Annotated in this window: 24 protein-coding genes; 21 read left to right on the top strand and 3 right to left on the bottom strand. The window is 59.7% G+C overall.

The annotated features are described in order from the left end of the window. Positions 1-241: 241 nt before the first annotated feature. The 12 genes from ACSQ36_RS11325 to ACSQ36_RS11270 all read left to right on the top strand — a co-directional run bounded on the left by ACSQ36_RS11325 (position 242) and on the right by ACSQ36_RS11270 (position 11,804). Positions 242-2,281, top strand: coding sequence for an FAD-dependent oxidoreductase (locus ACSQ36_RS11325; protein WP_436181966.1), 2,040 nt, complete (start codon positions 242-244; stop codon positions 2,279-2,281). Between the two features lie 314 nt (positions 2,282-2,595). Continuing rightward, positions 2,596-3,903, top strand: a complete 1,308-nt coding sequence (locus ACSQ36_RS11320) for a M24 family metallopeptidase (RefSeq protein ID WP_436181965.1) — start codon at positions 2,596-2,598, stop codon at positions 3,901-3,903. Positions 3,904-3,905: 2 nt separating this feature from the next. After that, a complete protein-coding gene (locus tag ACSQ36_RS11315) occupies positions 3,906-4,865 on the top strand; it encodes an ornithine cyclodeaminase family protein (protein WP_436181964.1) in 960 nt (319 codons plus the stop codon). Positions 4,866-4,935: 70 nt separating this feature from the next. Continuing rightward, positions 4,936-5,454, top strand: a complete 519-nt coding sequence (locus ACSQ36_RS11310; protein WP_213761606.1) for a MarR family winged helix-turn-helix transcriptional regulator — start codon at positions 4,936-4,938, stop codon at positions 5,452-5,454. A 239-nt stretch (positions 5,455-5,693) separates the two neighbouring features. Next, the gene (locus tag ACSQ36_RS11305; RefSeq protein WP_436181963.1) at positions 5,694-6,509 is read left to right on the top strand and encodes an amino acid ABC transporter ATP-binding protein; all 816 of its coding nucleotides are present in this window, start codon (positions 5,694-5,696) and stop codon (positions 6,507-6,509) included. A 5-nt stretch (positions 6,510-6,514) separates the two neighbouring features. Next, complete coding sequence (locus ACSQ36_RS11300; protein WP_436181962.1) at positions 6,515-7,150, top strand: amino acid ABC transporter permease; 636 nt, start codon at positions 6,515-6,517, stop codon at positions 7,148-7,150. Next, positions 7,147-7,809: an amino acid ABC transporter permease gene (locus ACSQ36_RS11295; RefSeq protein ID WP_436181961.1), complete on the top strand. Its 663-nt coding sequence runs from the start codon at positions 7,147-7,149 to the stop codon at positions 7,807-7,809. Before ACSQ36_RS11300 ends, ACSQ36_RS11295 begins: the two co-directional genes overlap by 4 nt. Positions 7,810-7,878: 69 nt before the next feature. Beyond that, the gene (locus tag ACSQ36_RS11290; protein ID WP_436181960.1) at positions 7,879-8,715 is read left to right on the top strand and encodes a substrate-binding periplasmic protein; all 837 of its coding nucleotides are present in this window, start codon (positions 7,879-7,881) and stop codon (positions 8,713-8,715) included. 31 nt (positions 8,716-8,746) lie between these two features. Beyond that, the gene (locus tag ACSQ36_RS11285; RefSeq protein ID WP_436181959.1) at positions 8,747-9,115 is read left to right on the top strand and encodes a cupin domain-containing protein; all 369 of its coding nucleotides are present in this window, start codon (positions 8,747-8,749) and stop codon (positions 9,113-9,115) included. Between the two features lie 23 nt (positions 9,116-9,138). Beyond that, positions 9,139-9,909 carry an NAD(P)-binding domain-containing protein gene (locus tag ACSQ36_RS11280; RefSeq protein WP_436181958.1) on the top strand — a complete coding sequence of 257 codons (771 nt, stop codon included), beginning with the start codon at positions 9,139-9,141 and terminating at the stop codon, positions 9,907-9,909. Positions 9,910-10,048: 139 nt separating this feature from the next. Next, positions 10,049-11,221, top strand: a complete 1,173-nt coding sequence (locus ACSQ36_RS11275; protein WP_213761600.1) for an NAD(P)/FAD-dependent oxidoreductase — start codon at positions 10,049-10,051, stop codon at positions 11,219-11,221. 274 nt (positions 11,222-11,495) lie between these two features. Further along, positions 11,496-11,804, top strand: coding sequence for an H-NS histone family protein (locus tag ACSQ36_RS11270; protein ID WP_436181957.1), 309 nt, complete (start codon positions 11,496-11,498; stop codon positions 11,802-11,804). A 79-nt stretch (positions 11,805-11,883) separates the two neighbouring features. Here the strand turns inward: ACSQ36_RS11270 and ACSQ36_RS11265 are convergent, their stop codons facing one another. Continuing rightward, positions 11,884-12,102: a hypothetical protein gene (locus ACSQ36_RS11265; RefSeq protein ID WP_436181956.1), complete on the bottom strand. Its 219-nt coding sequence runs from the start codon at positions 12,100-12,102 to the stop codon at positions 11,884-11,886. Positions 12,103-12,296: 194 nt separating this feature from the next. On the opposite strand from ACSQ36_RS11265, the gene ACSQ36_RS11260 reads away from it, so the two are divergent. The 9 genes from ACSQ36_RS11260 to ACSQ36_RS11220 all read left to right on the top strand — a co-directional run bounded on the left by ACSQ36_RS11260 (position 12,297) and on the right by ACSQ36_RS11220 (position 21,424). Further along, entirely contained in the window at positions 12,297-13,763 is a 1,467-nt protein-coding gene (locus tag ACSQ36_RS11260) for an alkaline phosphatase family protein (RefSeq protein ID WP_436181955.1), read from the top strand. A gap of 457 nt (positions 13,764-14,220) precedes the next feature. Beyond that, positions 14,221-15,231, top strand: a complete 1,011-nt coding sequence (locus ACSQ36_RS11255) for a zinc-dependent alcohol dehydrogenase family protein (protein ID WP_436181954.1) — start codon at positions 14,221-14,223, stop codon at positions 15,229-15,231. A 17-nt stretch (positions 15,232-15,248) separates the two neighbouring features. Then, positions 15,249-16,220, top strand: coding sequence for a D-2-hydroxyacid dehydrogenase family protein (locus tag ACSQ36_RS11250; RefSeq protein WP_436181953.1), 972 nt, complete (start codon positions 15,249-15,251; stop codon positions 16,218-16,220). Between the two features lie 807 nt (positions 16,221-17,027). Further along, positions 17,028-17,360, top strand: a complete 333-nt coding sequence (locus ACSQ36_RS11245; protein ID WP_213761596.1) for an ArsR/SmtB family transcription factor — start codon at positions 17,028-17,030, stop codon at positions 17,358-17,360. Then, the gene (locus tag ACSQ36_RS11240; RefSeq protein WP_213761595.1) at positions 17,357-17,815 is read left to right on the top strand and encodes an ArsI/CadI family heavy metal resistance metalloenzyme; all 459 of its coding nucleotides are present in this window, start codon (positions 17,357-17,359) and stop codon (positions 17,813-17,815) included. The genes ACSQ36_RS11245 and ACSQ36_RS11240 overlap by 4 nt, the downstream gene beginning before the upstream one ends. After that, positions 17,812-18,333 (top strand): arsenate reductase ArsC, encoded by a 522-nt coding sequence (locus ACSQ36_RS11235; RefSeq protein ID WP_436181952.1) that lies wholly within the window; start codon positions 17,812-17,814, stop codon positions 18,331-18,333. Before ACSQ36_RS11240 ends, ACSQ36_RS11235 begins: the two co-directional genes overlap by 4 nt. After that, positions 18,320-19,387 (top strand): ACR3 family arsenite efflux transporter, encoded by a 1,068-nt coding sequence (arsB, locus tag ACSQ36_RS11230; RefSeq protein WP_436181951.1) that lies wholly within the window; start codon positions 18,320-18,322, stop codon positions 19,385-19,387. The genes ACSQ36_RS11235 and arsB overlap by 14 nt, the downstream gene beginning before the upstream one ends. 42 nt (positions 19,388-19,429) lie before the next feature. After that, the gene (locus tag ACSQ36_RS11225; protein ID WP_436181950.1) at positions 19,430-20,143 is read left to right on the top strand and encodes a hypothetical protein; all 714 of its coding nucleotides are present in this window, start codon (positions 19,430-19,432) and stop codon (positions 20,141-20,143) included. 6 nt (positions 20,144-20,149) lie between these two features. Further along, positions 20,150-21,424, top strand: a complete 1,275-nt coding sequence (locus ACSQ36_RS11220) for an MFS transporter (protein WP_436181949.1) — start codon at positions 20,150-20,152, stop codon at positions 21,422-21,424. Between the two features lie 306 nt (positions 21,425-21,730). Here the strand turns inward: ACSQ36_RS11220 and ACSQ36_RS11215 are convergent, their stop codons facing one another. Both ACSQ36_RS11215 and ACSQ36_RS11210 read right to left on the bottom strand, forming a co-directional pair. After that, positions 21,731-22,825, bottom strand: coding sequence for a CaiB/BaiF CoA transferase family protein (locus ACSQ36_RS11215; protein ID WP_436181948.1), 1,095 nt, complete (start codon positions 22,823-22,825; stop codon positions 21,731-21,733). A gap of 13 nt (positions 22,826-22,838) precedes the next feature. Beyond that, a complete protein-coding gene (locus tag ACSQ36_RS11210; RefSeq protein ID WP_213761589.1) occupies positions 22,839-24,179 on the bottom strand; it encodes an MFS transporter in 1,341 nt (446 codons plus the stop codon). Positions 24,180-24,217: the final 38 nt, after the last annotated feature.

Below are 24,217 nucleotides of genomic sequence, written 5' to 3'. Positions count from 1 at the left end.
AGCGGCGATCGCCAGTCCGCAGAGCGACGGTTCATCACGAAAGCGACGATATTCTGGCGTCTGGACCGGCATCGGTCAAAGCGCTTTCGCCCTGTATTCCGTCCTTTACCCCGCAACCTAACCCCGCTCTGACGATCAACTCGGCATCTTAATGTTCATTGTAGTCGAGATACTTGACACAGGTGTACACAATGAATAATCTTCATTGCGTCCCCCAACAAAAATCGTCAAAGGCCACGCCATGTCGTCAAGCGACCCGCTCCTTCAGCCTTACACCATCAAACATCTGACGTTCCGCAACCGCATCATGACCACGTCGCACGAGCCGGCGTATGCGGAGGACGGCATGCCCAAGGAGCAGTACCGTGCCTATCACGTCGAGCGCGCGAAGGCGGGCATTGCGCTCACGATGACGGCGGGGTCGGCGGCGGTATCGAAGGACAGTCCGCCGGTGTTCAACAACGTTCTCGCTTACAAGGATGAGGTCGTGCACTGGATGAAGGATCTGGCGGACGAATGCCACGAGCACGGCGCAGCGGTCATGATCCAGTTGACGCACCTTGGACGGCGCACGCGCTGGGACAAGGGCGACTGGCTTCCGGCGGTGTCCCCCTCGCACAATCGGGAGCCTGCGCATCGCTCCTTTCCGAAGAAGCTCGAGGACTGGGATATCGAGCGCATCATCAAGGACTATGCGGACGCCGCAGAGCGAATGAAGGCGGCCGGTCTTGATGGGCTCGAGCTCGAAGCCTACGGACACTTGATGGACCAGTTCTGGTCGCCACTCACGAACACACTGGATGCGCCCTACGGCGGCTCGCTGGACAACCGGATGAAGTTCACGTTCGACGTCCTGACGGCCATGCGCAAACGCGTCGGTCCGGACTTCCTGCTCGGTATCAGATACACCGCCGACGAGATTATTGAAGGCGGCCTTACGAAAGAGGACGGGCTGTATATATCGATGAAGCTGAAAGAAAGCGGACTCGTCGATTTTCTCAACGTGATCCGTGGTCACTTGGAAACCGATGCCGGATTGACCGACATCATCCCGATCCAGGGCATGAAAAGCGCTCCGCATCTGGACTTCGCCGGAGATATCCGCGAGGCGACCGGGTTCCCCACCTTTCACGCAGCGCGAATCCAGGATGTGCCGACTGCTCGGCACGCAATCGAGTCAGGCAAGATCGACATGGTCGGCATGACGCGCGCGCACATGACGGACCCGCATATTGTTCGCAAGATCATCGAGCGCCGGGAAGACGATATCCGACCCTGCGTTGGCGCGAACTATTGCCTCGATCGCATCTATCAGGGCGGTGCCGCGTACTGTATTCACAACGCCGCCACCGGGCGCGAAACCACCATGCCGCACGAGATTGCGCGTGCGCAAACCCGGCGCAAAGTGGTGATCGTCGGGGCAGGCCCGGCGGGACTGGAGGCAGCTCGCGTTGCCGGTGAGCGGGGACATGAGGTCGTGGTCCTCGAAGCCACGAACCATCCCGGCGGCCAGATCCGCCTGACCGCGCAGAACGTGCGGCGCAAGGAGATGATCGGCATCATCGACTGGCGCATGTCCCAATGCGAGCGGCTTGGTGTGACGTTCAAGTTCAATACCTGGGCCGAGTCGGCGACAGTGCAAGCCGAAAACCCGGACGTGGTGATCGTGGCGACAGGCGGAATGCCCCACACCGACGTTTTGCGCGAAGGAAACGAGCTGGTTGTATCGACCTGGGACATCATCTCTGGCGACGTGAAACCGGGTTCGAACGTTCTGATCTTCGACGACGCGGGCGACCATGCCGCATTGCAGGCAGCTGAGGTCATTGCGCAAGCCGGAGGGAAGGTCGAGATCATGACGCCGGACCGCTCGTTCTCGCCTGAAGTGATGAGCATGAACCTCGTGCCCTATATGCGTTCGCTGCAGAAACTGGACGTGAAGTTCACAGTGACCTATAGGCTCGCTTCGGTGCATCGTGATGAAAACGGGCTTGTTGCGGTGGTGGGCAGCGACTACGGCGGCATCCGCAACGAGCAGCGTCACGATCAGGTCGTAGTGAATCACGGAACCATTCCGATGGACGATCTGTATTTCGAACTGAAGCCATTGTCGAGCAACCTTGGCGCGCTTGACTACAACGATCTTATCGATGGGACGAAACAGTCACGCAAGTCCAACCCGGAAGGCGCGTTCCAGCTTTTCCGCATAGGCGATGCCGTGTCCGCGCGCAACACGCATGCGGCAATCTACGATGCGCTTCGTCTGGTCAAGGATCTGTAGGGACGGCCACAGTTTCATCAAAGCCAATATCGGCTTTTATAGCGATTTGGATAACTAATAATTATGGTTATCGTAGCGCCGTCCGCATATTTCCGGGAACGTTCATTTATTAGGCGAACGCTTCAAAACGCGGCCATCAACTTCGCGCGAAATTGACGTTTTTGATATCTTGACAGATGGTTCCACGTGGGACTAATCTGAAATCGACGGTAGCCAGACAGCAGGTCGCAAGAGGTGGTGGTCTCTTTGCGGGTCTCGAACCGTTCGACGAATTCATACAAGCCGCGGACCTTCGAAAATGGACGGACGTAATCATGGATCGTGACGTGCGCGTTTCCGGCTTGACCCTGAAACGTTCTCGTGACGGCCGCGAGTATCGAGAGGATCTGGCGGTCAAGAGGCACCAGATCGCGCCTGTCGACGGGGCGTTGATTCGCCAATACGAGAGCATCGACCGGCGCTGCTTGCGCGCCTATCGTCTCGAGAGAATTCGCGCGCAACTGCGTTCGCATGATTACGGCGGGATCCTGCTGGCGGATCCGCTGAATATTCGCTACGCCACTGACACGAATAATCTCGGGCTCTGGGTCATGCATTCGCCGAGTCGTTATGTCTATATCGCTACAGACGGGCCGGTCGTCCTGTTTGACTTTGTCAGCAGTCGACACAACAGCGAAGGCATTGAGACCATCGACGAAATACGTCCGGCCATTCCGTGGCTGTATTTTCTCGCCGGCCCGAGAGTCGAAGAAAAAGCCACGTTGTGGGCCAGCGAAGTTGCCGACCTGGTTTCCACCTACGGCGCGGGTAACCGCAGGCTTGCGGTTGATCGCTGCGACCCGTGGGGCGCAGAGCGTTTGAAGGCGCATGGCATCGAATTGTTCGACGCGCAGCCACTCACGGAACAGGCGCGGCTGATCAAGTCGCCGGAGGAAATTGCGCAGCACGAGGTGTCCATGGCGGTGTGCGATCTGGGCATCTCGCGCATGGTTGAGTCGCTTCGTCCCGGCGTGACCGAGAACCAGTTATGGAGCATCCTGCACGAGACAAACATCGCGCATGGAGGGGAATGGGCCGAAAGCCGATTGCTGAATTCAGGTCCGCGGACCAACCCGTGGTTCCAGGACGCGACGAACCGGGTGATCGAGGCGGGAGACATGGTTTGCTTCGACACGGATATGGTCGGGCCGGGCGGCTACCTGTCCGATATCTCCCGAAGTTTTGTTTGTCCGGGCCGAGGCATGTCAGCAAGCCAGGGAAATCTCCTCGGCTATGCGCAAGACCAGATCATGCACAACGTAGGTCTGCTTCGCGCGGGACTTTCGTTTCGCGAATTCGCCGAACAATGCTGGCCGGTGCCAGAGCGTTACGTCCATAACCGGTACATGATGATGCTTCACGGTGTCGGACTGGTGGATGAATATCCGAGCGTTGCCTATGCCGTCGACTTCGACGCCTGGGGGTACGACGGAACCTTCCAGGAAAACATGGTTGTGTCGGTGGAGAGCTACATCGGCGAGCGCGGCGGTAAAGAGGGTGTCAAGCTTGAAGAGCAGGTGCTGATTACCGCGAACGGTTCGATCGTCCTTTCGAAAAGTCCGCTTATAGGCCGCCGATACTGATCATGACCGAAGCCCTTCCTCGCGTGATTGATTCGGACTCGGTGCTGGCTCGGGTTTCCCCCATTGCACTGATCGATGCAATGGAAAATAAACATCTGGAGGAATACGAAACGATTGGCCGGCTTCATACGCTGATCTCGAGGGACGACCGGCCCAGCGCCGAGTTGCTCATCTGGGCAGGCGCGCGGGCCGACGGATCAATGGGCGCAAAAATTGTTTCGATCTCTCCCGACAACGGCGAATTGAGCAAACCTTCGCCTACGGTTCATTCCGCGTTTGCATTGGTCGACCGGGTGGATGGGCGCTTCAGGTCTTTTATAGTGGGAGAAAGCTTTACCCGATGCAAGACGGCGGCCGATTCCGCGCTAGCGGCGCGCTATCTCGCCCCGGTCAACCCGACGAAACTGGTCGTGCTCGGCGCCGGTGCTCAGGCCAGGACTCATCTGACCTACCTGCATGCCGTTTGCCCGACCATCGAACGGATTGACGTGTGGAACCGGAATCGAAGTCGCGCGGAGCAGTTGATAGAAGAGCGTTTTCTGCCCGTCAATTTTCAGGTATCGAATGATCTGGAGGCGAGTGTCGCGGGCGCTGACATCGTGGTGTGCCTGACGTCGTCGCCCACGCCGGTGCTCGACGGGAAGTGGCTGAAGCTTGGGTGTCATGTCGATCTTGTCGGCGGCTTCACTCCGGACATGCGCGAGGCAAACGACGCCGCCATTCTTCGATCGAGTGTTTTCGTAGACCATCTGGGACTCACGGCTGAGCATTGCGGCGACATCGTCCAACCGCTGAAGAACGGAACCTTCACTCTATCGGACATCCGGGGAGACCTCTTTGACCTATGCAGAAAGGAGGTTCCCGGGCGACGCGACCCGCAGGAAATTACCCTGTTCAAGAACGGTGGTGGCGGGCATCTGGATCTGATGATGGCGGAATGGTTGTCCGAGTCCTTTCGTTGAGGCAAGGGAGAGTGCGGTCTGCGGTCTGTTTATGACTTTGCCTGGTCGCTGAATTTAAGGATAAACAGATATGGTTAGTACAGTAGAGGATATTCAGGAAGCGGAACTGAAGGCGTCCGATAGTACCGTTAGTGCACAAGACGTCTTCGCTGCGGTCGTCACGAACGGACCGATCAGCGACGCATGGCGCTTCACGCTCTGGTCGAACTACTACACCGAGCCGTGCTTTTCAGCGATGAGTCGTGACTTCGACGTTGGCCGTGACGAGTTTAACGTGCTGAGCTGCCTGAGTTCCTATGGTCCGATGGCTGCCAAGACAATTTGCGATGTGACTGGCCGTCCGAAAAACAGCATCAGCCGTGCGGTAACGCGACTAAGCGAAAGGAAGATGATTCGGCGCAAGATCAACCCGCTTGATCGGCGTGAGAGCTCGCTCATCTTGAACGAAAGCGGGCGCAAGCTCTATGAACGTGTGGTGCCCGTTGCTATCGAGCGGCAATCGACCATGCTGAGTGGGTTGAGTTCATCGGAGCGCGCCTTGCTCGATCAGGTATTGAACAAGTTAATGCAGTTTCGCCATGAATGGTGAAGACGCCGATCGAAGGGGCTGCAAAGGGCGCTGCGAAGGGCCCACGAATGCAAGTCACGAATAGTTGATTCAACTTTTGCACTACATGGTGCGAAAGCATCACTTGAGGTCTGCTTTTTGGCTTAGTCCAATCAACCAGGCGAGTGGTGCTTGTGGTGCTATGAGGCGACCATGGCATGCAGTGGTGGTCGCCCAATCGACCGAGACCGGCTTTGCACGAAGTTCACGGAGTGAGTTCCATGAATAGTATCGCTTCTCCTTTTCTAAAGTCCGAGCCGGTTACTTCACAGCGCACGGGGGCAACGGACGAGCCAATACTTTGCGTTGAATCGGTGAGCAAGACATACGGCACGCACAGGGTACTCGAGAACATTACTTTTCAGATGCGTGCCGGGGAGGTGATCGCGATCATTGGTCCCAGCGGTTCCGGAAAAAGCACGTTGCTTCGGTGTGTCAATCAACTCGAGCCGCCGAACGAAGGCAAGGTGACAATCGGAGGCGTAACGATCGACGCCGGACGCCCGCCCTCCCGGTGGGACCTCGTCGCGTTGCGCCGGAAGATTGGGATGGTGTTCCAGTCCTTCAACCTGTTTCCCCACCTCTCGGTGTTGCGCAACGTCAGTCTTGCGCAGGAGCGCACCATGGGGCGCTCCAGAAGGGAGGCGGACGTAAGATCGATGGATCTTCTGGCGCGCGTTGGCCTGGCGGACAAAGCGAGCCAGTATCCCGGGCGGTGTTCTGGCGGTCAGCAGCAACGGATCGCGATCGCCCGTGCATTGGCTCTCGAACCAGAGATCATGTTGTTCGATGAGCCGACTTCCGCGCTGGATCCGGAGTTGGGTTTGGAAGTGCTGGCGGTCATGAAGGAACTTGCGTTATCGGGCATGACGATGATCGTCGTCACCCATGAGATGCATTTTGCAGAGAACGTTTCGGACCGCGTGATCCTGATGGCGGAAGGTCACATACTCGAGGAAGGACCCAGCGCCGAGATCATGCGCGCACCGAAGACCGAACGCGCAGCCAAGTTCCTGAGCGCCGTGAGGGACCGCTAATGATCATGGATCTCACGGCAATCTTGAAAGGCGTTCCCTGGACAATCGCGCTCACCTTGGCGTCGTTCATTCTGGGCGCGGCGCTTGGGTTGCCGCTTTGCGCGATGCGCCTTTCGACCATCGGTGCGTTGCGATTTACGTCGACGGCGATTGTCGTGTCCTGCCGGTCGATTCCACCGATCGTCTGGCTTTTCTTCGTGTTTTTTGGCATTGGTAACGGCCTCATAGCCATGAGCCCTTTTACTGCGGCCGTAGTGGGCCTCGGCCTGGTGACCGCCGCCAATATGTCCGAAATCTATCGAGGGGCGCTGACCGCTATTCACCCGGGTCAGTTCGAAGCGGCGAAGGTGTTGAACTTGACGAGGAGTCAGCAGTTCCGTGACGTCGTGCTCCCGCAGTTGACGAGGATCGCATTGCCGTCGGGCGCTACGTATCTTATTGGCTTGCTTAAGGACTCCGCCGTTGCGTCGACGATCGGCGTGACGGATCTGGCCTATCAGTCGTATCACGTTTCTCAACAGACGTTTCGCGGGCTGAGCGTCTACGCGGCTGCGGCGCTTCTCTACATACTCCTGAGTTTGCCGATCGCGTGGCTGTCGCGCTGGACCGACGTTCAATTGCGTTCGAGGGTATCGAGATGATGGAGCTTCTGAATCTCTGGAAGGGCTGGCTTCCGGATCTTATCGACGGCTATGGCCTCTCGCTCGAGGTCACGGCGCTGAGCCTCGCGATAGGCATTCCGCTCGGGCTTGTGCTTGCGCTTGCGGTGCCGGCCAAGTCGAAGGCGATCAGGTTCACCGCGTTGGCGTTCGTTGAAATCGGACGAGGGGCGCCGGTTCTTATCCTGCTCCAGTTTGTTTATTTCGGCTTGCCGACGGCCGGTCTTACGTTGACATCGTTTGCGTCGGCGGTGGTTGCGCTGGCGTGCTGCACCGGCGCCTATACGAGCGAGATCATCCGGGCCGGATTCGAGGCCGTCCCGTATGGACAAAAGGAAGCGGCGTTAGTGATCGGACTCAACGGCCTTGATGCACTGCGCTTTGTGATCGTTCCTCAAGGCCTGAGGGTTGCGCTGCCCGCGCTTCTCGGATTTTCGATAATGATGCTTCAGGCAACGTCTCTCTGCTTCACGATCGCGCTTCCTGAGCTGGTCAGCCGGGCATCGAATATTGGGTCCACGACCTTTGAATATATGCCGGTACTGATCCTTGCCGGCTTGATGTTCGCTGTCGTCTGCATTCCCGCAACGCTGTTTGTCTCCGTCCTGGAACGACGATTGGGACGCCATGCCGTTCGATAGATCCGCTCCCTCTTTACCGCTTAGCTGCCTGTGAATGTCCCTCCACTGAAGCCACGATAGGAAAACGACATGAAAACGTCCGCGACATTTTTGAGGAGGCTGTGCGCCGGCCTCCTTTTATCCTGCGTCACCTATTCTGCCTTCGCGGATCAGTGCAAGCCCGCTCACACGTTTCCGACCATTACGTCCGGCACTTTATCGGTTGCAGCATGGGTATTTCCTCCGTATTCGATACCGGCGAGCGGCACCGATATTGGCGGCGTTGATGGAGATATCGTCAAGCTCATCGCGGCGAAGGAATGCCTGAAGCTCTCCATCAGCACGGTGGATCCGGCGGCAGTCATCCAGTCGGTGGTGTCGGGGAAAGCGGACATCGGAATGGGTGACTGGTACAGGACCGCTGACCGCGCGAAGGTCCTGGGGCTTAGCGGCCCGATGTACCTCGACCAGATGGGCGTCATCTCCAAGGAGGGTATCGACACGATCGCTGGCTTACAGGGAAAACGCGTCGGATCGGTTCAGGGTTATCTCTGGACGGGCGACCTCCAGAAGGTACTCGGCAGTTCGCTGACGCTCTATCCCAATCCGGTGGCCATGGCTCAGGATCTGGCGGCTGGCCGGATTGACGTGGGAACAGACAGCTACGCCGTCGCGCAATACGACCAGAAAAAGGGCGGTTATTCGTCGATCAAGATCATGGCAGTGAAGCCGGACGCGAGGGTTCCGGCATCGGTTCAGCCGGGCCAGACCGCATTTCCGTACACGAAGTCGAATCAGGCCCTCGGCGATGCCCTGAGTGCTGACATTGCGGATCTGCACAAGTCCGGCGATATCGCGCGGATCCTGAAGGCGCACGGTCTGGAGCCTTCAGCCGCCGACGTTGGCCAACCGCGGCTGATTCAGTAACCCATGTCGGTTTCGCATCGAGGAGAAGATAATGATCAGCTCAGCCACGGGAGTCGCGTTGGGTCCTGATGTGAAGGGCTCGCATTTTCTCGATGCGACGGCGCTTCCGTGGCAGCCAACCGACACCCCGGGATTCGATCTTGTGACGTTGTTCGAGAATCCTTCTACCGGCGAGTCCACCGCCTTGATGAGAGTCGAGCCCGGTGCAAGGACGGGTTCGCACAGTCATGACTTATTCGAGGAGATCTATGTTCTCGATGGCGAATTCTCGGATGAAGAGCGCACTTACCTGCGTGGGCAGTACTGCGTGCGTTCGCCGGGAACGCCTCATACAGCGGCGTCGGAACAGGGATGCGTAGTTATGCTGATCTACCGGAATACAACGGCGGCGTTGCCTTAGTCATGCAGATATCGAATGCATCCATGACCACTCTCGGCGTAATCGGAACGGGACAGTTCGCTTCATATTTTATTGCGGCGCTCCGTCGGGGAGGCTATGACGGCAAGGTCTTGCTCTCGCCACGCAACGCCGACACCGCCCGCACGCTGGCGCGAAATCACGACTGCGTGGTGACTGCGTCTGCTGAAGAGGTGTTGGCTGGCGCCGACGTAGTCCTCCTGAGCGTGAGGCCGGAGAATGCCGAAGTCGCGTTGGCGAATCTCCGTTGGGAGCGTCGCCACACTGTCCTTTCCGCGATGGCAGGTATTCGCCTCGACGACCTTCGCGCGTTGCTGCCTGAAGTAGGGGGCATCCATCTCATCATGCCGGGGAGCTACATCGAAATCGCGCCGGGGCCCATACCGCTTTATCCGCCCGCGCCGGGGCTCATGCCGTTGCTCTCTTGCGCCGGGGATGTCGTAGCATTGCCGAACGAGGCTGCGTTTAACGTGGCGATGGTCTCCCTCTGCGCGTCGACGTGGATATACGACCTTGCCCATGCGCTTGCGGCCGAGCTTGAGCGGCATGGTCTTGAACCGGACGCTGCCCGTGCGCTGACGCTTGGCAATATTTCGGGTCCAGCCAGCTTCGCCTTGAGCGTGCCGGCGACGAGCCTCCTTGATATCTCTGCAGGCATTGCAACCGAGCGGACCTTTACCAAGGCCGGGCTCGATCATTTGAAGGCGCGTCACTTCGATGCCCCATGGAGAGAAGCCATTGCACGGCTTGCGGACATGCTAAAGCTATCCGCATGACGACTCTGGTGCTACGGTATCAATCTGCAGCAGGCGTGTTGGGATGCGAAGGCGGCTTAGAGAGAATATGCAAAGGAAACGTGCTCGCGAACGCGAGTCGTCGGGTTACATGTCGGGTTACAACCATTTGGAGTGAGTCGTGAGTTCTAAGGTCGTTATAGTTGGCGGCGGGGTTATCGGTAGTTCCATCGCCTATTTTCTGCGTGCGTCGGATCCGACGGTCGATGTGACCGTTATTGAGCGCGACCCGAGCTACGCGAAGTCATCGTCGGCACTTTCGGCCGCATCGATCCGGCAGCAGTTCTCTACACCGCTTTCCATTCAAATGTCGTTGTACGGTATCGAGTTTCTTCGCGGTATTGGGGACATTCTTGAAGTAGAAGGGTTCAAGCCGGCCATCGATCTTCACGAAGGCGGTTATCTTTTCCTCGCCACTCAGGCAGGGGACGCAACGCTTCGTGAAAACCACGCGCTGCAACGGACGCTTGGAGCGGACATCACGCTCATGGCGCAGGACGCGCTGCGCACGAAGTTCCCGTGGTTGAATGTCGAGGACCTCGTATCCGGCGCGTTCGGCGAGAGCGGAGAAGGGTGGTTCGACGGCTACGGTCTCGTGCAGGCGCTTCGCAAGAAGGCCCAGTCGCTGGGTGCGCGCTACATTGCGGCGGATGTGACGGGACTGGTGCGGGACGGTCGACGCGTCACGCATGTCGTCGCGAGCAATGGCGAGCGCTATGCATGCGACACCGTGGTCAATGCCTCGGGCGCCTGGGCGCGCAAGACAGCGGAAATGATGGGTATCGACATCCCTGTTTTCGCGCGGCGCCGGAGCATCTTCAACGTCTCATCTCCGGCGATATTGCAACACTGCCCTTTGCTGATCGATCCGACCGGGGTCTATTTTCGCCCTGAGGGGAAGACGTATATTTGCGGTACGTCGCCGAGCGCGGACAATGACCCGGATGACCTGCCGCTGGATGAAGTCGACCACGCCATCTTCGACGAAGTCATCTGGCCGACGCTTGCTCACCGTGTTCCGGAATTCGAGGCCCTGCGCGTTGAAAACTGCTGGTCCGGCTACTACGAGTACAACGTGCTCGACCAGAATGCAATTATCGGCTATCACCCGGACGTCGAGAATTGCGTGTTCGCAAATGGCTTCAGCGGTCATGGGCTGCAGCAAGGGCCGGCTACCGGACGCGGCGTGAGCGAGTTGATTCTCTCCGGGAAGTACACCTCACTCGACCTGTCGTCACTGAGCTGGGAGCGGGTGCTCGAGCGCCGTCCGATTGTGGAAAAGAACGTTGTCTAGCGCAATGCGGGCTTGTGATGCGGGCTTTTGATATCAAGGGATTGCATCGATCGACGGACCGAGCCATGGCTCACGCTTCATTGAGGACACACGCGCTGTACGACACGATGTTCGCCGATGAGCGACTCGGGAGACGATCGCCCGATACGCTCGCGAGGCTCGTCTCCTTGATAGCCGTTATCAACTCCGGACATAGAGGTTAATATTCGACAGGCAGGCGGCCCTTGGCTGCATCTACTCGACCCAATCAATTTCGGAAAATATGGAAACGGTAATGCCTGGTTTGAAGGAACTACTGGCGCGGCGCGAAGCGCTTCAACAGGAATTGGAGCAGGCACGTCAGCAGGAAGCAGATCGCGCGCTGCGCGAGATTGTCGCGAAAATGAGGGAATATAAAATCTCCCTGCAGGAGCTGATAGGCACCCGGGCTCATGCCCGAATGGTCCCGCCGGTCCCGAACGCAAAGTACCGCGACCCCGCCACCGGGGCGACGTGGAGCGGGCGGGGGCGGGCGCCTCAGTGGATTGCAGACAAGAATCGCGACGATTTCCTGATTCAGCCGTCTTTATTTCGCAATCAGTGACGCTTTTCAGGGAAAGGCAGGGCGCCCGGGAGGACGCCGGCCTTCGGCGTGCCCAGGGCGTTTTCTGTAGGCGCTCCGATCAAACCATATTAGTTGGCGAGGCTCCGTCATGCTGGCGCTGATAAGCCCGCTCTCCATCGGCACGAGCGTCCGCTGCTGAACGGAACACTTCCTCACTATACGCGACCACTTTCTTGCCCGTGCCATGCGCTCGGTCGATCGTAAGCCCCCAGTGCCAGCCACCATCCTGTTCGAAGACGTGAAGCGTCAAATTGGGTAAACAGCGCGGACTCGTCATGTATGCCTCCCGTATAGGGAACCGGACTGGCACGAAGGCCATGCTCCTGCTCGAATCAGCATAGACGGTAAATGTTGCAAAGCAGCATTATATTTTATCGAGCGTGTTTGTGCGTTGCGGGGATACGCGTTGTAGATGGTCACACAACAATCACGCAAGCGCCGTACTTTGCAAAGTTCGTAAAGGAGACGGCCATGGCGAACAAGCTTGAAAAAATCGACCATATTGTGTATTTGATGCTGGAAAACCGGTCCTTCGACCAGATGCTCGGTTTCCTCTACCGCGATACCGGAAACCGTTCTCCGCTCGGCCACGCGTTCGACGGCCTCACCGGCAAGGAATCGAATCCCGACGACACGGGCCACGAGATCGAGGTCTACAGCATCCAGGCGAGCGATCCGCATCCGTACCTCATGCCGGGCGCCGATCCCGGCGAAGGTTTCTACAACACGAACTACCAGTTGTTCTCAACCGACGATCCCGCCCCGGGCGCCGTCCCGGACAACCGCGGTTTTGTGCTGAACTTCAAGTCGGCGATCGCCTCGGATCTCGCGAAGCACTACAAGGACTCGCTGTCCGGTACCGAGCCATCACAGATCATGGGCATGTACACGCCTGAACTGCTGCCGGTGCTCTCGGGGCTCGCGCGCGGTTACGCCGTGTGCGATGCATGGTTCGCGTCGGTGCCCACGATGACCATGCCGAACCGCGCGTTCGCGCTCGCGGGCACGTCGCAAGGCCATCTCGACGACCACGTCAAGATCTTCACGTGCCCGAGCATCTTCGGCCGTCTGTCGGACCTCGACGACGCGAAGGTCGACTGGGCGATCTTCGGCTACAACCGCGATCCGCTCACGCGTCATGACTTCCCCGATGTGCAGCACGCCGACGAGTCGCACTTCGGCCACTTCCGCGATTTCCAGGCGCTCGCCGCGAGTGGAAAGCTGCCCGCGTTCACGTTTCTCGAGCCAAGCTGGGACGCGACCGGCAACAGCCAGCATCCGAACTACGACGTTGCGGCAGGCGAACAGCTTATCCACGACACCTATTACGCCCTGCGCAACGGCCGCGCCTGGCGCTCGACGCTGCTCGTCATCACCTACGACGAGCACGGCGGCAACTATGATCATGTCGCACCGCCGTCGAACGCGACGCCGCCCGGCGACGGCACGGTCGGCGAATACAGCTTCGACTTCACGCGCTTCGGCCTGCGCGTGCCAGCCGTGCTCGTCTCGCCGCTGATTGAGGCGGGCACTGTGTTCCGCGCGCCGAAGGGAAAAACGATCGATCACACGTCGGTACTGAAGACGCTTCACGAGCGTTGGGGCACGAAACCGTTGACGAAACGCGACGCGGCCGCGCCGTCGCTTGGCGACGTGCTCACGCTCGACAAGCCACGCGATGACGATCCGCTCGCGAACGTCGCCGTGCCTGTGTCGAGCCTGCATCACCAGGACGCTTCGACACCTTCGCGGCTCGACCGACTGCAGGCGGCCCGCGTCGCCGCACTGCCGGTCCGCAACGAGAAAGGCCATTACGAGGTGGAGCCGGACCCGCTGCCATCTTCGACCGCAGAGCTCACGAACTTCATTCGCGACCGCTCGGCCGCGTGGAGTCAGCATATCCAGCGCCAGCGCAGCCGGCGCGGCGGCAAGCACTGAACGGAAGGGGTAATTTAAACATAAGCAAAACTAATTATATCGCTCATGGTTAATGCCGCGATCCTTCCCGCGACAAGACCGTCGCGCTTTCGGCTAGAATTTTTGTGTATAAGTAAGCATTGCATATTATATTGCCGCTGCTAAACCAAACATCCTTACTACGACAGAACCAGCTTGCCTGCCCGACCCTGACTGAGGGCCGGTGTGCTTCCGACGACAAAGCCGCATAGGCACCGGCACCATGCCCCGCAGCGTGGTTATCGACTGGATGGCTGCACACCGCGGCTTCTTTATCTGTAGGGTTCTAGTAATAGCGCGAGAACCGGCATGCGGATAGTCAGGCAGTGCCAAGCAGCCTCGCAAAGATCCCATTAGACTGACCACTCGCGCGACGACCGGACGCCGCCGTTCTCCTTCGAGGGGCCCGCGTCGCGCGATTTCGCATGGGAGTCATTCGATGAAAGTGTATCGCTTCGATCAAGCCGGCAGTCTCGACCATCTGACGCTTCATGAGGAACCCACGCCCGAGCCTCAGCGTGGCGAAGTGCTGATCCGGGTGCGCGCGTCGTCGCTCAACTATCGCGACATCGCAATGGTCCACGGCAGCTACCTGCGCGCGCAGCAGGCCGGCCTGATTCCGCTCAGCGACGCCGCCGGCGAGATCGTCGCCGTGGGTACGAACGTGATCGACTTCAAGGTCGGCGACCGGGTCATCAATACGTTTCATCCGCGCTGGTACGGCGGCAATCCGCCGCCTACACTCGGCACGGAGAGCTACGGCTCGCATCGCGATGGCTGGCTGACCGAATACAAGGTCGTCAGCCAGGAAGCGGTCGTGGCGGCTCCGCCGGGCCTGTCGTTCGAAGAAGCGGCAACGCTGCCTTGCGCTGCGCTGACCGCATGGACGTCGCTATCCGGATTGCGGCCGCTGCGCCCCGGACAAACGGTCTTGACCCAGGGCAGCGGCGGCGTTTCCGTATTCGCAGTCCAGCTTGCCAAACTGCTCGGCGCGCGCGTGATTGCGACGACTTCTTCCGCCGACAAGGCGGTGCGGCTCAAAGCGCTCGGCGCCGATGAAGTCATCAATTACATCGAGACGCCCGCATGGGGCGATCGGGCCCGCGAGCTCACCGATGGACGTGGCGTCGATCGGGTGCTTGAGGTGGGTGGCGAGGGCACGCTCCAGCAGTCGATCAAGGCCGTGGCCAGCCGCGGCGAAGTCGCGCTGATCGGTTTTCTCGCCTCTGGCCATTCCGGCGTCGATTTCAACGACCTGTTTCGCAGTGGCGGCGTTTTCTACCGGATCTCGGTCGGCGACCGCTCGGGCCTGCTGGACCTGGTGCGTGCCGTTACGTTGTCCGGCCTGAAGCCGGTCATCGACAGCGTGTTCCCGTTCGAGCGTGCCCTTGATGCGTGGCGCCACTTCGATGACCGTGCCTTCTTCGGCAAGGTCGTCATCTCTCACTGACGACAGGAACCAAATACATGTCACATTCCGCTGTAGCGAGCATTGCGGTGCTCGACGACTATCAGCAGACGGCCCGCCCTCTCGCTGACTGGGCCAGTCTCACGCCTCGGGCGCAGCCCGTTTTCTTTCATGACCATGTCGCCGATCCGGATTTGCTCGCCGCGCGCCTCGCGCCATTCGACGCAGTCGTGCTAATGCGCGAGCGCACCCGCCTGGACGCCGCACTGCTCGCGCGTCTGCCGCAGCTCAAGCTGATCGTCACCGTCGGCATGTGGAACGCGGCGATCGACCTGCACGCCGCGCGCAGGCAGCAGATTGTCGTATCGGGTACTACCGGCGGCGACGCTGCGGCCACCCCGGCGCTTACCTGGGCGTTGATTCTTGCCATCACGCGCAACGTGCATGCAGAAGCCACCTCGGTGCGCGCTGGCGGTTGGCAGGTTGGCCTCGGCGTGGACGTGAACGGCAAGACGCTCGGTTTGCTGGGACTTGGCCGTATCGGGCAGGCGGTGGCGCGCCTGGGTCAGGCATTCGGGATGCGCACGATTGCCTGGAGCCAGAACCTGACGGCCGAGCGGGCCGCCGAACATGGCGTTGAACGTGTCGATAAAGATCAGTTATTTCGCGACGCGGATGTGCTCTCCGTTCACCTGAAACTCGGCGAGCGCACCTGCGGGTTGGTCGGCGAGCGCGAACTGGCGTTGATGAAGGCGAGCGCCTATCTGGTCAACACTTCGCGTGGGCCGATCGTCTCCGAAGCGGCGCTGATTGAAGCATTGCAGGCACGGCGCATTGCCGGCGCGGCGCTCGACGTGTTCGACGAAGAACCGCTGGCGCCTGGACATCCGTACCGGTTTCTGCCCAACGTGCTGGCGACGCCGCATATTGGGTACGTCACGGAAAACACTTACCGCACCGCCTATCCGCAGATTGTCGAATCGATCCGGGCGTGGCTTGACGGTGCGCCGGTCCGCGAGTTGCCGCTCTGAATCTTATGGATGCGGCCTCGCACCGAGCCGCGTGCAGGGCTGCATAGCCATCGAGCATGATGGTTTTCGGTGGTTGCCCCCGATGCATGATCGCCGTCTTGAAGGATGTTTTTTCTGCTGCGACAGTATGCGCAGGGAAAGACCCGGGCCATCCGGCAGGAAGGTAAGGCTTCGGCCCTGTTTTGGCGTTGCGAACGCCAATTCCGACTTCGGTTCGACGTATCCGGCATGACTTTGCCCATGAAACGGGTATACGCAAAGACGCTGGATATAACAGGAACATCTCGGAACACAAAAGACAAAAAACCCCGTAATCACAAGGATTTACGGGGTTTTCCGGACTTCTTCGGATTGCTCCGAACTTGAATCCTGGTTCCCAAGAGAGGACTCGAAATACGTCATTAACTGTTGAATGGCAGTTCGCACGGTAACGCCCTCCATGAACGAGGGGGTACAAACGTCGAGGCTTTGGTTCCCGCGTAGATTTCCTGGTTCGCCTCGTTGAAGTACCTTGCTTGGGCTTGAGCGCGCTCGCCGCAGGTACGGGTGAGCTCGAATGTGTCGACCGTGAGGCCTTCATCCTGACTTGCCAGGGCCTGCCCACACTACCCTCGGGAAATAAGGCGTGCCCAGCCGACGCAATGATGGCGATGCAAAGGAAGGAAAGTGTGAAAGAGCACCAACCGCCAGCGCGAGCAGCGCAATCGCTTCGCCCACCAGGCCTCGTTGACGTAGGCGGCACGGTTCAGTCGGATCCATATTTCGATAATACTTGAAATATGGAATAGATCGATCTATGCTACGGCCATGGACTCGAACCTCGTCGTACGCGCCTTGAGCGCTCTTGCACATGAATCGCGACTCGCGATTTTCCGAACGCTCGTAGTCGCCGGCCCCGACGGGATACCGGCAGGCGAGATTGCGCAACAACTCAGCCTCGCGCCTTCAAGTCTGTCCTTTCATCTCAAGGATCTGTCACACGCAGACCTCGTGAAAGCTCGGCAGGAAGGGCGCTTTATCTACTATTCGGCCAATTTCGACGCAATGAACGGCCTCGTGGGGTTTCTCACCGAGAACTGCTGTGCCGGCGCGGCGTGCGCAGCGAGCAGTCCTCCCGCTTGCTGCGGAGATGAATCATGAAACGGATGCACATCCACGTGTCTGTTCAAAGCCTTAGTGAGAGCATCCGCTTCTATAGCGCGATGTTTGGCAACGTTGAGCCGAGCGTACTCAAAGACGACTATTGCAAATGGGAGCTGAAGGACCCAGCGGTCAACTTCGCCATTTCGCAGCGTGGCGCAAAACCCGGTGTCGACCATGTCGGAATCCAGGTCGAGACCGATGAGGAACTGGCAGAGATGAACGCTCGCTTCGCCGCCGCGGACCTGCCCGTGCAAGAGCAGACGGGCGCGACCTGCTGCTACGCGAAGTCGAACAAGGCTTGGACCGTCGACCCACAAGGGGTGGCATGGGAAACCTTCAGGACACTCGCAGCCGCGCCCACCTACGGCGAGTCAAGAAATGAACCCCATCATTCGTCGGATGCCTGTTGCACCCCGACTGCGTCCACCATCGAATTCCGGAATCGCGGATGACCGACAGACAGTACTCAATTCTCGTCCTGTGCACAGGTAACAGCTCGCGCAGCATTATGGCTGAAGCTCTTTTCAACACACTCGGCAAGGGGCGTTTCCGGGCGTATAGCGCAGGGAGCCATTCCAGTGGAACGGTTAACCCTTTTGCCATAGAGCGCTGCGAGTCGCTCGGCTACGACGTGGCACAACTTCGCAGCAAGAGCTGGGACGAATTTGCCACGCCTGACGCGCCGTATATGGATTTCGTCATTACCGTGTGCGATCAGGCCGCCGGCGAAGTCTGCCCAATCTGGCCAGGCAGACCGATGACCGCGCATTGGGGTTTTGAGGACCCGGCTGCGTTCGAGGGCACAGATGAAGAAAAGCGCCAGGTGTTCAGCAAGGTCTACCGGCAAATAGCTGGCCGGGTGAGCCAGTTCGTGAACTTGCCCCTGCACGTATTGGACAGCAACGCCATTCAGCGCGAGTTGCGCGCGATCGGTGAACGGGCCGCCGAGGGACCCAATGAGCAGCACTGAACATACCGGTGCTGCATTGAGACCCGCTATCGGATTTTTCGAGCGCTACCTGACGGTGTGGGTGGCGTTGTGCATCGTCAGCGGCATTGTGCTCGGCCAACTATTGCCGGGCGCGTTTCAAGCCATCGGCCGCATGGAGGTTGCCCACGTTAACCTGCCGGTGGCGGTGCTGATCTGGATCATGATTATCCCCATGCTCGTGAAAATCGACTTTGCGGCCATGACTCAGGTGAAAAGCCAATGGCGTGGCATCGGGGTGACGTTATTCGTCAACTGGTTCGTCAAACCGTTTTCGATGGCCCTTCTCGGTTGGATCTTCATCCGCCACGTGTTCGCGCCGTGGCTGCCGGCGAACCAGCTCGACAGTTATATCGCTGGCCTGATCCTGCTGGCAGCCGCGCCTTGTACCGCGATGGTGTTTGTCTGGTCGCAACTGTGCAAGGGCGACCCGTATTTCACGCTGTCACAAGTGGCCCTGAACGACTCCATCATGATCGTGGCTTTTGCACCTCTCGTCGCGCTTCTGCTGGGGCTATCGGCCATTACAGTGCCGTGGGATACGCTCATTGCCTCAGTCGGCCTCTATATCATCGTGCCGGTCATTCTCGCGCAGATGATCCGACGTTCGTTGCTCGCGAAGGGCTCGGCTCATTTCGGGCGTGTCGTGGTAAAGCTCGGTCCCTATTCAATATCCGCACTGCTCGCCACGCTGGTGCTCCTGTTCGCTTTTCAGGGAGAGGCCATTGTTCACGAGCCACTGGTCATCGCCATGCTGGCCGTGCCTATCCTGATCCAGGTCTTCTTTAATTCGAGCTTGGCGTACCTGCTCAATCGCAGGCTGGGTGTCGCTCACTGCGTAGCCGGACCGTCAAGCCTGATCGGCGCAAGCAATTTCTTCGAGCTGGCCGTGGCCACCGCGATCAGCCTCTTCGGCTTCCACTCGGGCGCGGCGCTGGCTACCGTGGTCGGCGTGCTCATCGAGGTGCCGGTCATGTTGCTGGTGGTCGGCGTCGTCAATCGCTCGCAACGCTGGTATGAAGGCAAGACAGTCTGATCAAGCGCTCCGCGAGCAAGAGGCATGACTGGGAGGTAGATCATGGCAAATGCCAAGAGCAATACCTGTTCGCTGTTGTCTGGTTCGGGCGGTCTGCACCGCAACTCGATGCGAGCCTTCATTGCGCTGCGGTTGGGCGCCCCCCGGGTCTCCGACGACATGAGAAATCTGGACGTCAGTGGACCAAATGCGCCGAGTCGTTTGCCAGCGTCCAGTGCCTCCGCCTCGACGTTGGCTGATGCGCTCTCTCGAGCGCTTGGCCGAGAGTCCGGGCAGCAAGCGGAATCTATGGTTTTGACTGCTACTCGGAGGGAACATCAGAGCATGATGCGCTTCGTCCTTGGCGGCACGACGGCCGCCGCAGTGTTGCTGCTGGACGTGCCAGTGCTATTTCGGATTCCGCGTTGCGACTGGGAAACACCGCTCCTACGAACCCGCAATCGCTTCGCTGACGACGGCATCAAGCTCTATGCAGTGTTGATGAACGACAGCAGTGAACGCAGTTTTTCAGGTGCATTGCGTCGCGTGCGCCATCTCTATCAGGGAAAACAGTTCACCCGGTTTTGTGACATGAACGGCATCGGGCTTCTAACCAATGACGAGACGCCGGCCGCTCGAACGGTTGGCAAGACTCAAGATGGCTTGGCCTCGTCAATAGCGTCGGCGTTAATGTCCGCACGTCACTTCTGCTGCGGAGCTTTCCGCATCGGCCAAGCAGACTCCGCGACGGGTATTCATCGCGCTCTATCCCTTTGAGGTCGCATGTCGAGCCTACCCGCTGACCACCGAAGCGAAAACGCAGACCCCGGCGGTCACCGCGCGACTTGGGCGCTCGCCATCGCGCAGCTCGTGTCATGGGGATCGGTCTATTACGCGTTTTCCCTCTTCGTGGTCCCAATGGAGCGGGCGATGGGATGGAGCCGCACGGACACCAATGCGGCCTTATCGCTCGGCCTCCTTGTCTCCGGATTCGCGGCTTATCCGATCGGCATATGGATCGACCACGGCCACGGCAGGAAAATCATGATGGCGGGTTCCATCCTGTCGACAGCCATGCTGCTGTTGTGGTCGCAAGCTCATGCGCTGCCTACGCTGTTTGTTGTTTGGGTCGGCCTGGGTGTGTCGATGGCGGCCACGCTGTACGATCCGGTGTTCGCCGTAGTGACGCGCGATTACCCCGGTAGCTTCCGTACAAAAATAACGCTCATCACGCTGGTCGCCGGGTTCGCCAGCACGGTGTTTATCCCACTGACGCAAGGCTTCGTAGACTGGTTCGGATGGCGAGCCGCACTGATTTTCCTCGCTGCGGTGAACATCGCGATCAGTCTGCCCATTCACGCGACCGCGATCAAACGGAACGACGCGACCGGTGTAACGGCCGGCCACAGAGCACGGTTGAAGACTGCGAACATGACTTCGACGCAACGCGCGCTGCGCACGCCGACGTTTTGGGCGTTGGCCGTGTGCTTCACTGCGTACTACGCCACGTTCGCGGCGCTGACGTTCCACCTGGTGCCGCTCATGGTCGCGCGCAAGGTCCCAGCGGGTTGGCTGTTGACCACCATGGCAATCATCGGTCCCGCTCAGGTGGCCGCGCGTGCGCTTTGGTTTTCTGCCGGTCGCAACGTGCGGCCAGCGCTGATCGGCCTGATCGTCACAGCAGCGTTTCCGGTTTCGGTTCTCGTGCTGTTGTACGCCGGAACCTCACCTTACTTGTTGATGCTGTTCGGTCTCGTATACGGAGGGGCGAACGGAATGATGACAATCCTGCGCGGAACGATTGTGCAGGATGTGATGTGGACCGAGGGCTATGGGGCCATCAGCGGTTTGCTCTCCGCTCCGTCGAACATCGCCAAGGGCATTGCGCCCATTTCCGCTGCCGCGCTTTGGACCATTCAGCGAGACTATGCGTTAGTCGAGTGGGTAATTCTAGGGGTTTCGCTTGTATCGACCACCGCGTTTCTAGTCGCGATGCGATTCGCCCCCCGTCAGTGCGCCCTCGACCACCGTGCCACGGCCGGCGTAATGCGGAAGTGACGTTTCAGAAGAATGACCAGCGACGATGACCTTCCGCGACCGTCACGAGAGCATGTGTCCGATGGATGTCTGCCACCCGGGTTTGTCACGAACTGCGTCAGTATTTTTGCACTTGGCTGGCGCAGATTTCACTTTCTTTGGTGTCCGATATTCAGGACTGGATTGTCGACAATCACCGAAGGTAATAGTGCAGCGCCGCCACGAGTGACTGGCTTACCTCGAAATATGTCTCAATGGTCAAGCCAGTACGATGCACAAGACCGGTAAGAGCGTGTGATTCGGCGAATGAAAGTTGTGCCTGAGCTTTCAATGCCTCGATGGATCGTCTCGCCATCCGCCGAGCACGGCATCGGCGCTACTGACCTTGGACGTTCCCGCCGTAAACGCCGGCGTCCGACTCAAACGTGGCGCCGGCGCCGGTTGCAGCCTATCGCCGTGGACGGTATAGGTTCGACGCGCGACCATGTGCTCGTGCATTGCGGCTTCGTGCAAGCCGAGCACCGGACTCACGCACGCATCGGAATCCCGGAAATGCGCGGCCCACACGTCGCGAGTGCGGCTCGCGAAGCGCTCTGCGAGCGCAGTGCGAATCGCGGGCCAGCCCGCTTTGTCGGCGCGTGGCGGCAGACTGTCGGGTGCGACATCGAGCCCCACGAGTAACGCTTGCCAGAACGGCTCTTCGAGCGCGCCGACTGCGACGTAACGATCATCCATCGTCCGGTACGTGCTGTACCACGGGGCGCCGCCGTCGAGTGAATTGGTGCCGCGCGCGTCATTCCATTCGCCTTGCGCGTGCAGGCGGCAGAAGAGGGACATCAGCATGGCGGTACCGTCGACCATCGCCGAGTCGATGATCTGGCCCTGGCCGCTGTCGCGCGCTTCCCACAGCGCGCAGAGCGCGCCAAACGCGAGGAACATCGCGCCCCCGCCGTAATCGCCGATGAGGTTCAGCGGCGGCACCGGTGCGCCGTTCGTGGGGCCGATCGCATCGAGCGCGCCGGTGAGTGCGATGTAGTTGATGTCGTGCCCTGCTGTGCCCGAGAGCGGCCCCGTCTGGCCCCAGCCGGTCATGCGGCCGTACACCAGGCGCGGATTGTGCGCGAGGCAGACGTCCGGGCCGAGCCCGATCTTTTCCATGACGCCGGGACGACTGCCTTCCAGCACCATGTCCGCGTGTGCCACGAGTTCTAGCGCGGTGTCGCGATCGCCCGGATCTTTGAGGTCGAGCGGTACGACCCGGCGCCCGCGTTGCATGAAATTGCCGGGATCGACGTGGGCGCGCGCACGTGCGACTTGCACGACGTCGGCACCCATGTCGGCTAGCAGCATGGTGCAGAACGGCACGGGGCCAAGCGCGCTGAACTCGATGACACGCACGCCTGATAGTGGACCTTGTTTCATCGCGACTCCTGTCTCACGCATGAGCGGCCATACGCCGGCCCGCGAAGAATACGCAAACAGACGATATGACAAAGAAGGCCGCTACCACGATCATGCCCGCGGCAAGGCTGTGCGCCTGCTGCTGCACACGGCCTACCATCATCGGCACGAGCCAGCCGCCAAAGATCGCGCCGCAAGAACTGATGATCGCGATCACCGCGGGTTTGGCCTTCGCAGGAAGATAGGTTTGGGGAATCGACCAGAAGATCGCCAGCGACGCATATACGCCGATGTTGGCAAGCATGAAGCCCACGAGCGCGACGGCAAGCGTTGTCGATAATGCGACGATCGTATAGCCGGCCGCTGCGATCAGCATGCAGGCGACCGTGTGCAGCACCCGTTCCTTGCGGCGATCCGAGCGCCGCGACAGGAACGTCATGCCGACGATGCCCGCGAGCGGAGGCAACGCGGTAACGAAGCCGATGACGCCGAGCGGCACGCCAGTGTGGTGCAGGATCTGAGGCAGCCACGCGCCGACTGTCGCGTTACCCGAAAAGATGCCGACATACCCGAGCGTCAGCACCCACATCTCGGGGCGGCGCAGCAGCGTCATGACGCCCGACGGCATGCCGTGGGCAGACGACGCGTCGCCACTTTCGAGCTGTTCGGCGAGCCACTTCTTTTCATCGTTCGAGAGCCACTTTGCCTGATGCGGCCGGTCGGTCAGGTAGAAAGCGCCGAAAATCCCGAGCGCCACGGCGGGTAGACCTTCGAGCACAAACAGCCACTTCCAGCCCGGCACGCCCCATACGCCATCGAGCTGCATGATCGCGCCGGACACGAGCGACGAGACCACGTACGCGGCCGGAATCGAGTAGGAGAACATTGCGTTGTAGCGCGCGCGGTGCTGCTGCGGAATCCAGTAGCTCAGGAAGAGGAACACACCAGGAGTCAATCCCGCTTCGGCGATGCCGAGCAGCGCGCGCACCGTATAAAAGCTGCCGGGGCCAGTGACGAACGCCATCGACATCGTCACGATGCCGAACAGCATCGCGATCCGCGTAAGCGTGATGCGCGCGCCGTACCTGGCGAGCGCGAGATTGCTGGGTACTTCGAATATCGAGTAGCCGAGAAACAGAATGCCCACACCGATGCCGTACATCTGCGGCGTAAGTCCCAGTTCCTTGTTCATCGAGAACGACGCGAAGCTGAGGTTGCCGCGGTCCAGTACCGATACAACATAAAGCGCAATCAGATACCACATCAACCGTCGCCCGACGCGCGACACCACCTGGGTGCCGTCGACTTCGGCGTCCGCCACGGCAGCTGGCCTCGGCGCGGAGGCCACGGCGGGGGACTGGGACGACACGCTCATACTGATCTCCTTTTGTTATTTGCCAAATTTGGAGGGAC

Source organism: Caballeronia sp. LjRoot34 (assembly GCF_964253815.1).
GTDB lineage: Bacteria > Pseudomonadota > Gammaproteobacteria > Burkholderiales > Burkholderiaceae > Caballeronia.
This window is presented reverse-complemented; position numbering and strand designations above follow the sequence as displayed.

Coding starts and splice junctions, on each gene's coding strand:
- ACSQ36_RS11325 (WP_436181966.1), top strand. CDS start 242: ATGTCGTCAAGCGACCCGCTCCTTCAGCCTTACACCATCAAACATCTG.
- ACSQ36_RS11320 (WP_436181965.1), top strand. CDS start 2,596: ATGGATCGTGACGTGCGCGTTTCCGGCTTGACCCTGAAACGTTCTCGT.
- ACSQ36_RS11315 (WP_436181964.1), top strand. CDS start 3,906: ATGACCGAAGCCCTTCCTCGCGTGATTGATTCGGACTCGGTGCTGGCT.
- ACSQ36_RS11310 (WP_213761606.1), top strand. CDS start 4,936: ATGGTTAGTACAGTAGAGGATATTCAGGAAGCGGAACTGAAGGCGTCC.
- ACSQ36_RS11305 (WP_436181963.1), top strand. CDS start 5,694: ATGAATAGTATCGCTTCTCCTTTTCTAAAGTCCGAGCCGGTTACTTCA.
- ACSQ36_RS11300 (WP_436181962.1), top strand. CDS start 6,515: ATGGATCTCACGGCAATCTTGAAAGGCGTTCCCTGGACAATCGCGCTC.
- ACSQ36_RS11295 (WP_436181961.1), top strand. CDS start 7,147: ATGATGGAGCTTCTGAATCTCTGGAAGGGCTGGCTTCCGGATCTTATC.
- ACSQ36_RS11290 (WP_436181960.1), top strand. CDS start 7,879: ATGAAAACGTCCGCGACATTTTTGAGGAGGCTGTGCGCCGGCCTCCTT.
- ACSQ36_RS11285 (WP_436181959.1), top strand. CDS start 8,747: ATGATCAGCTCAGCCACGGGAGTCGCGTTGGGTCCTGATGTGAAGGGC.
- ACSQ36_RS11280 (WP_436181958.1), top strand. CDS start 9,139: ATGACCACTCTCGGCGTAATCGGAACGGGACAGTTCGCTTCATATTTT.
- ACSQ36_RS11270 (WP_436181957.1), top strand. CDS start 11,496: ATGCCTGGTTTGAAGGAACTACTGGCGCGGCGCGAAGCGCTTCAACAG.
- ACSQ36_RS11265 (WP_436181956.1), bottom strand. CDS start 12,102: ATGACGAGTCCGCGCTGTTTACCCAATTTGACGCTTCACGTCTTCGAA.
- ACSQ36_RS11260 (WP_436181955.1), top strand. CDS start 12,297: ATGGCGAACAAGCTTGAAAAAATCGACCATATTGTGTATTTGATGCTG.
- ACSQ36_RS11255 (WP_436181954.1), top strand. CDS start 14,221: ATGAAAGTGTATCGCTTCGATCAAGCCGGCAGTCTCGACCATCTGACG.
- ACSQ36_RS11250 (WP_436181953.1), top strand. CDS start 15,249: ATGTCACATTCCGCTGTAGCGAGCATTGCGGTGCTCGACGACTATCAG.
- ACSQ36_RS11245 (WP_213761596.1), top strand. CDS start 17,028: ATGGACTCGAACCTCGTCGTACGCGCCTTGAGCGCTCTTGCACATGAA.
- ACSQ36_RS11240 (WP_213761595.1), top strand. CDS start 17,357: ATGAAACGGATGCACATCCACGTGTCTGTTCAAAGCCTTAGTGAGAGC.
- ACSQ36_RS11235 (WP_436181952.1), top strand. CDS start 17,812: ATGACCGACAGACAGTACTCAATTCTCGTCCTGTGCACAGGTAACAGC.
- arsB (WP_436181951.1), top strand. CDS start 18,320: ATGAGCAGCACTGAACATACCGGTGCTGCATTGAGACCCGCTATCGGA.
- ACSQ36_RS11225 (WP_436181950.1), top strand. CDS start 19,430: ATGGCAAATGCCAAGAGCAATACCTGTTCGCTGTTGTCTGGTTCGGGC.
- ACSQ36_RS11220 (WP_436181949.1), top strand. CDS start 20,150: ATGTCGAGCCTACCCGCTGACCACCGAAGCGAAAACGCAGACCCCGGC.
- ACSQ36_RS11215 (WP_436181948.1), bottom strand. CDS start 22,825: ATGAAACAAGGTCCACTATCAGGCGTGCGTGTCATCGAGTTCAGCGCG.
- ACSQ36_RS11210 (WP_213761589.1), bottom strand. CDS start 24,179: ATGAGCGTGTCGTCCCAGTCCCCCGCCGTGGCCTCCGCGCCGAGGCCA.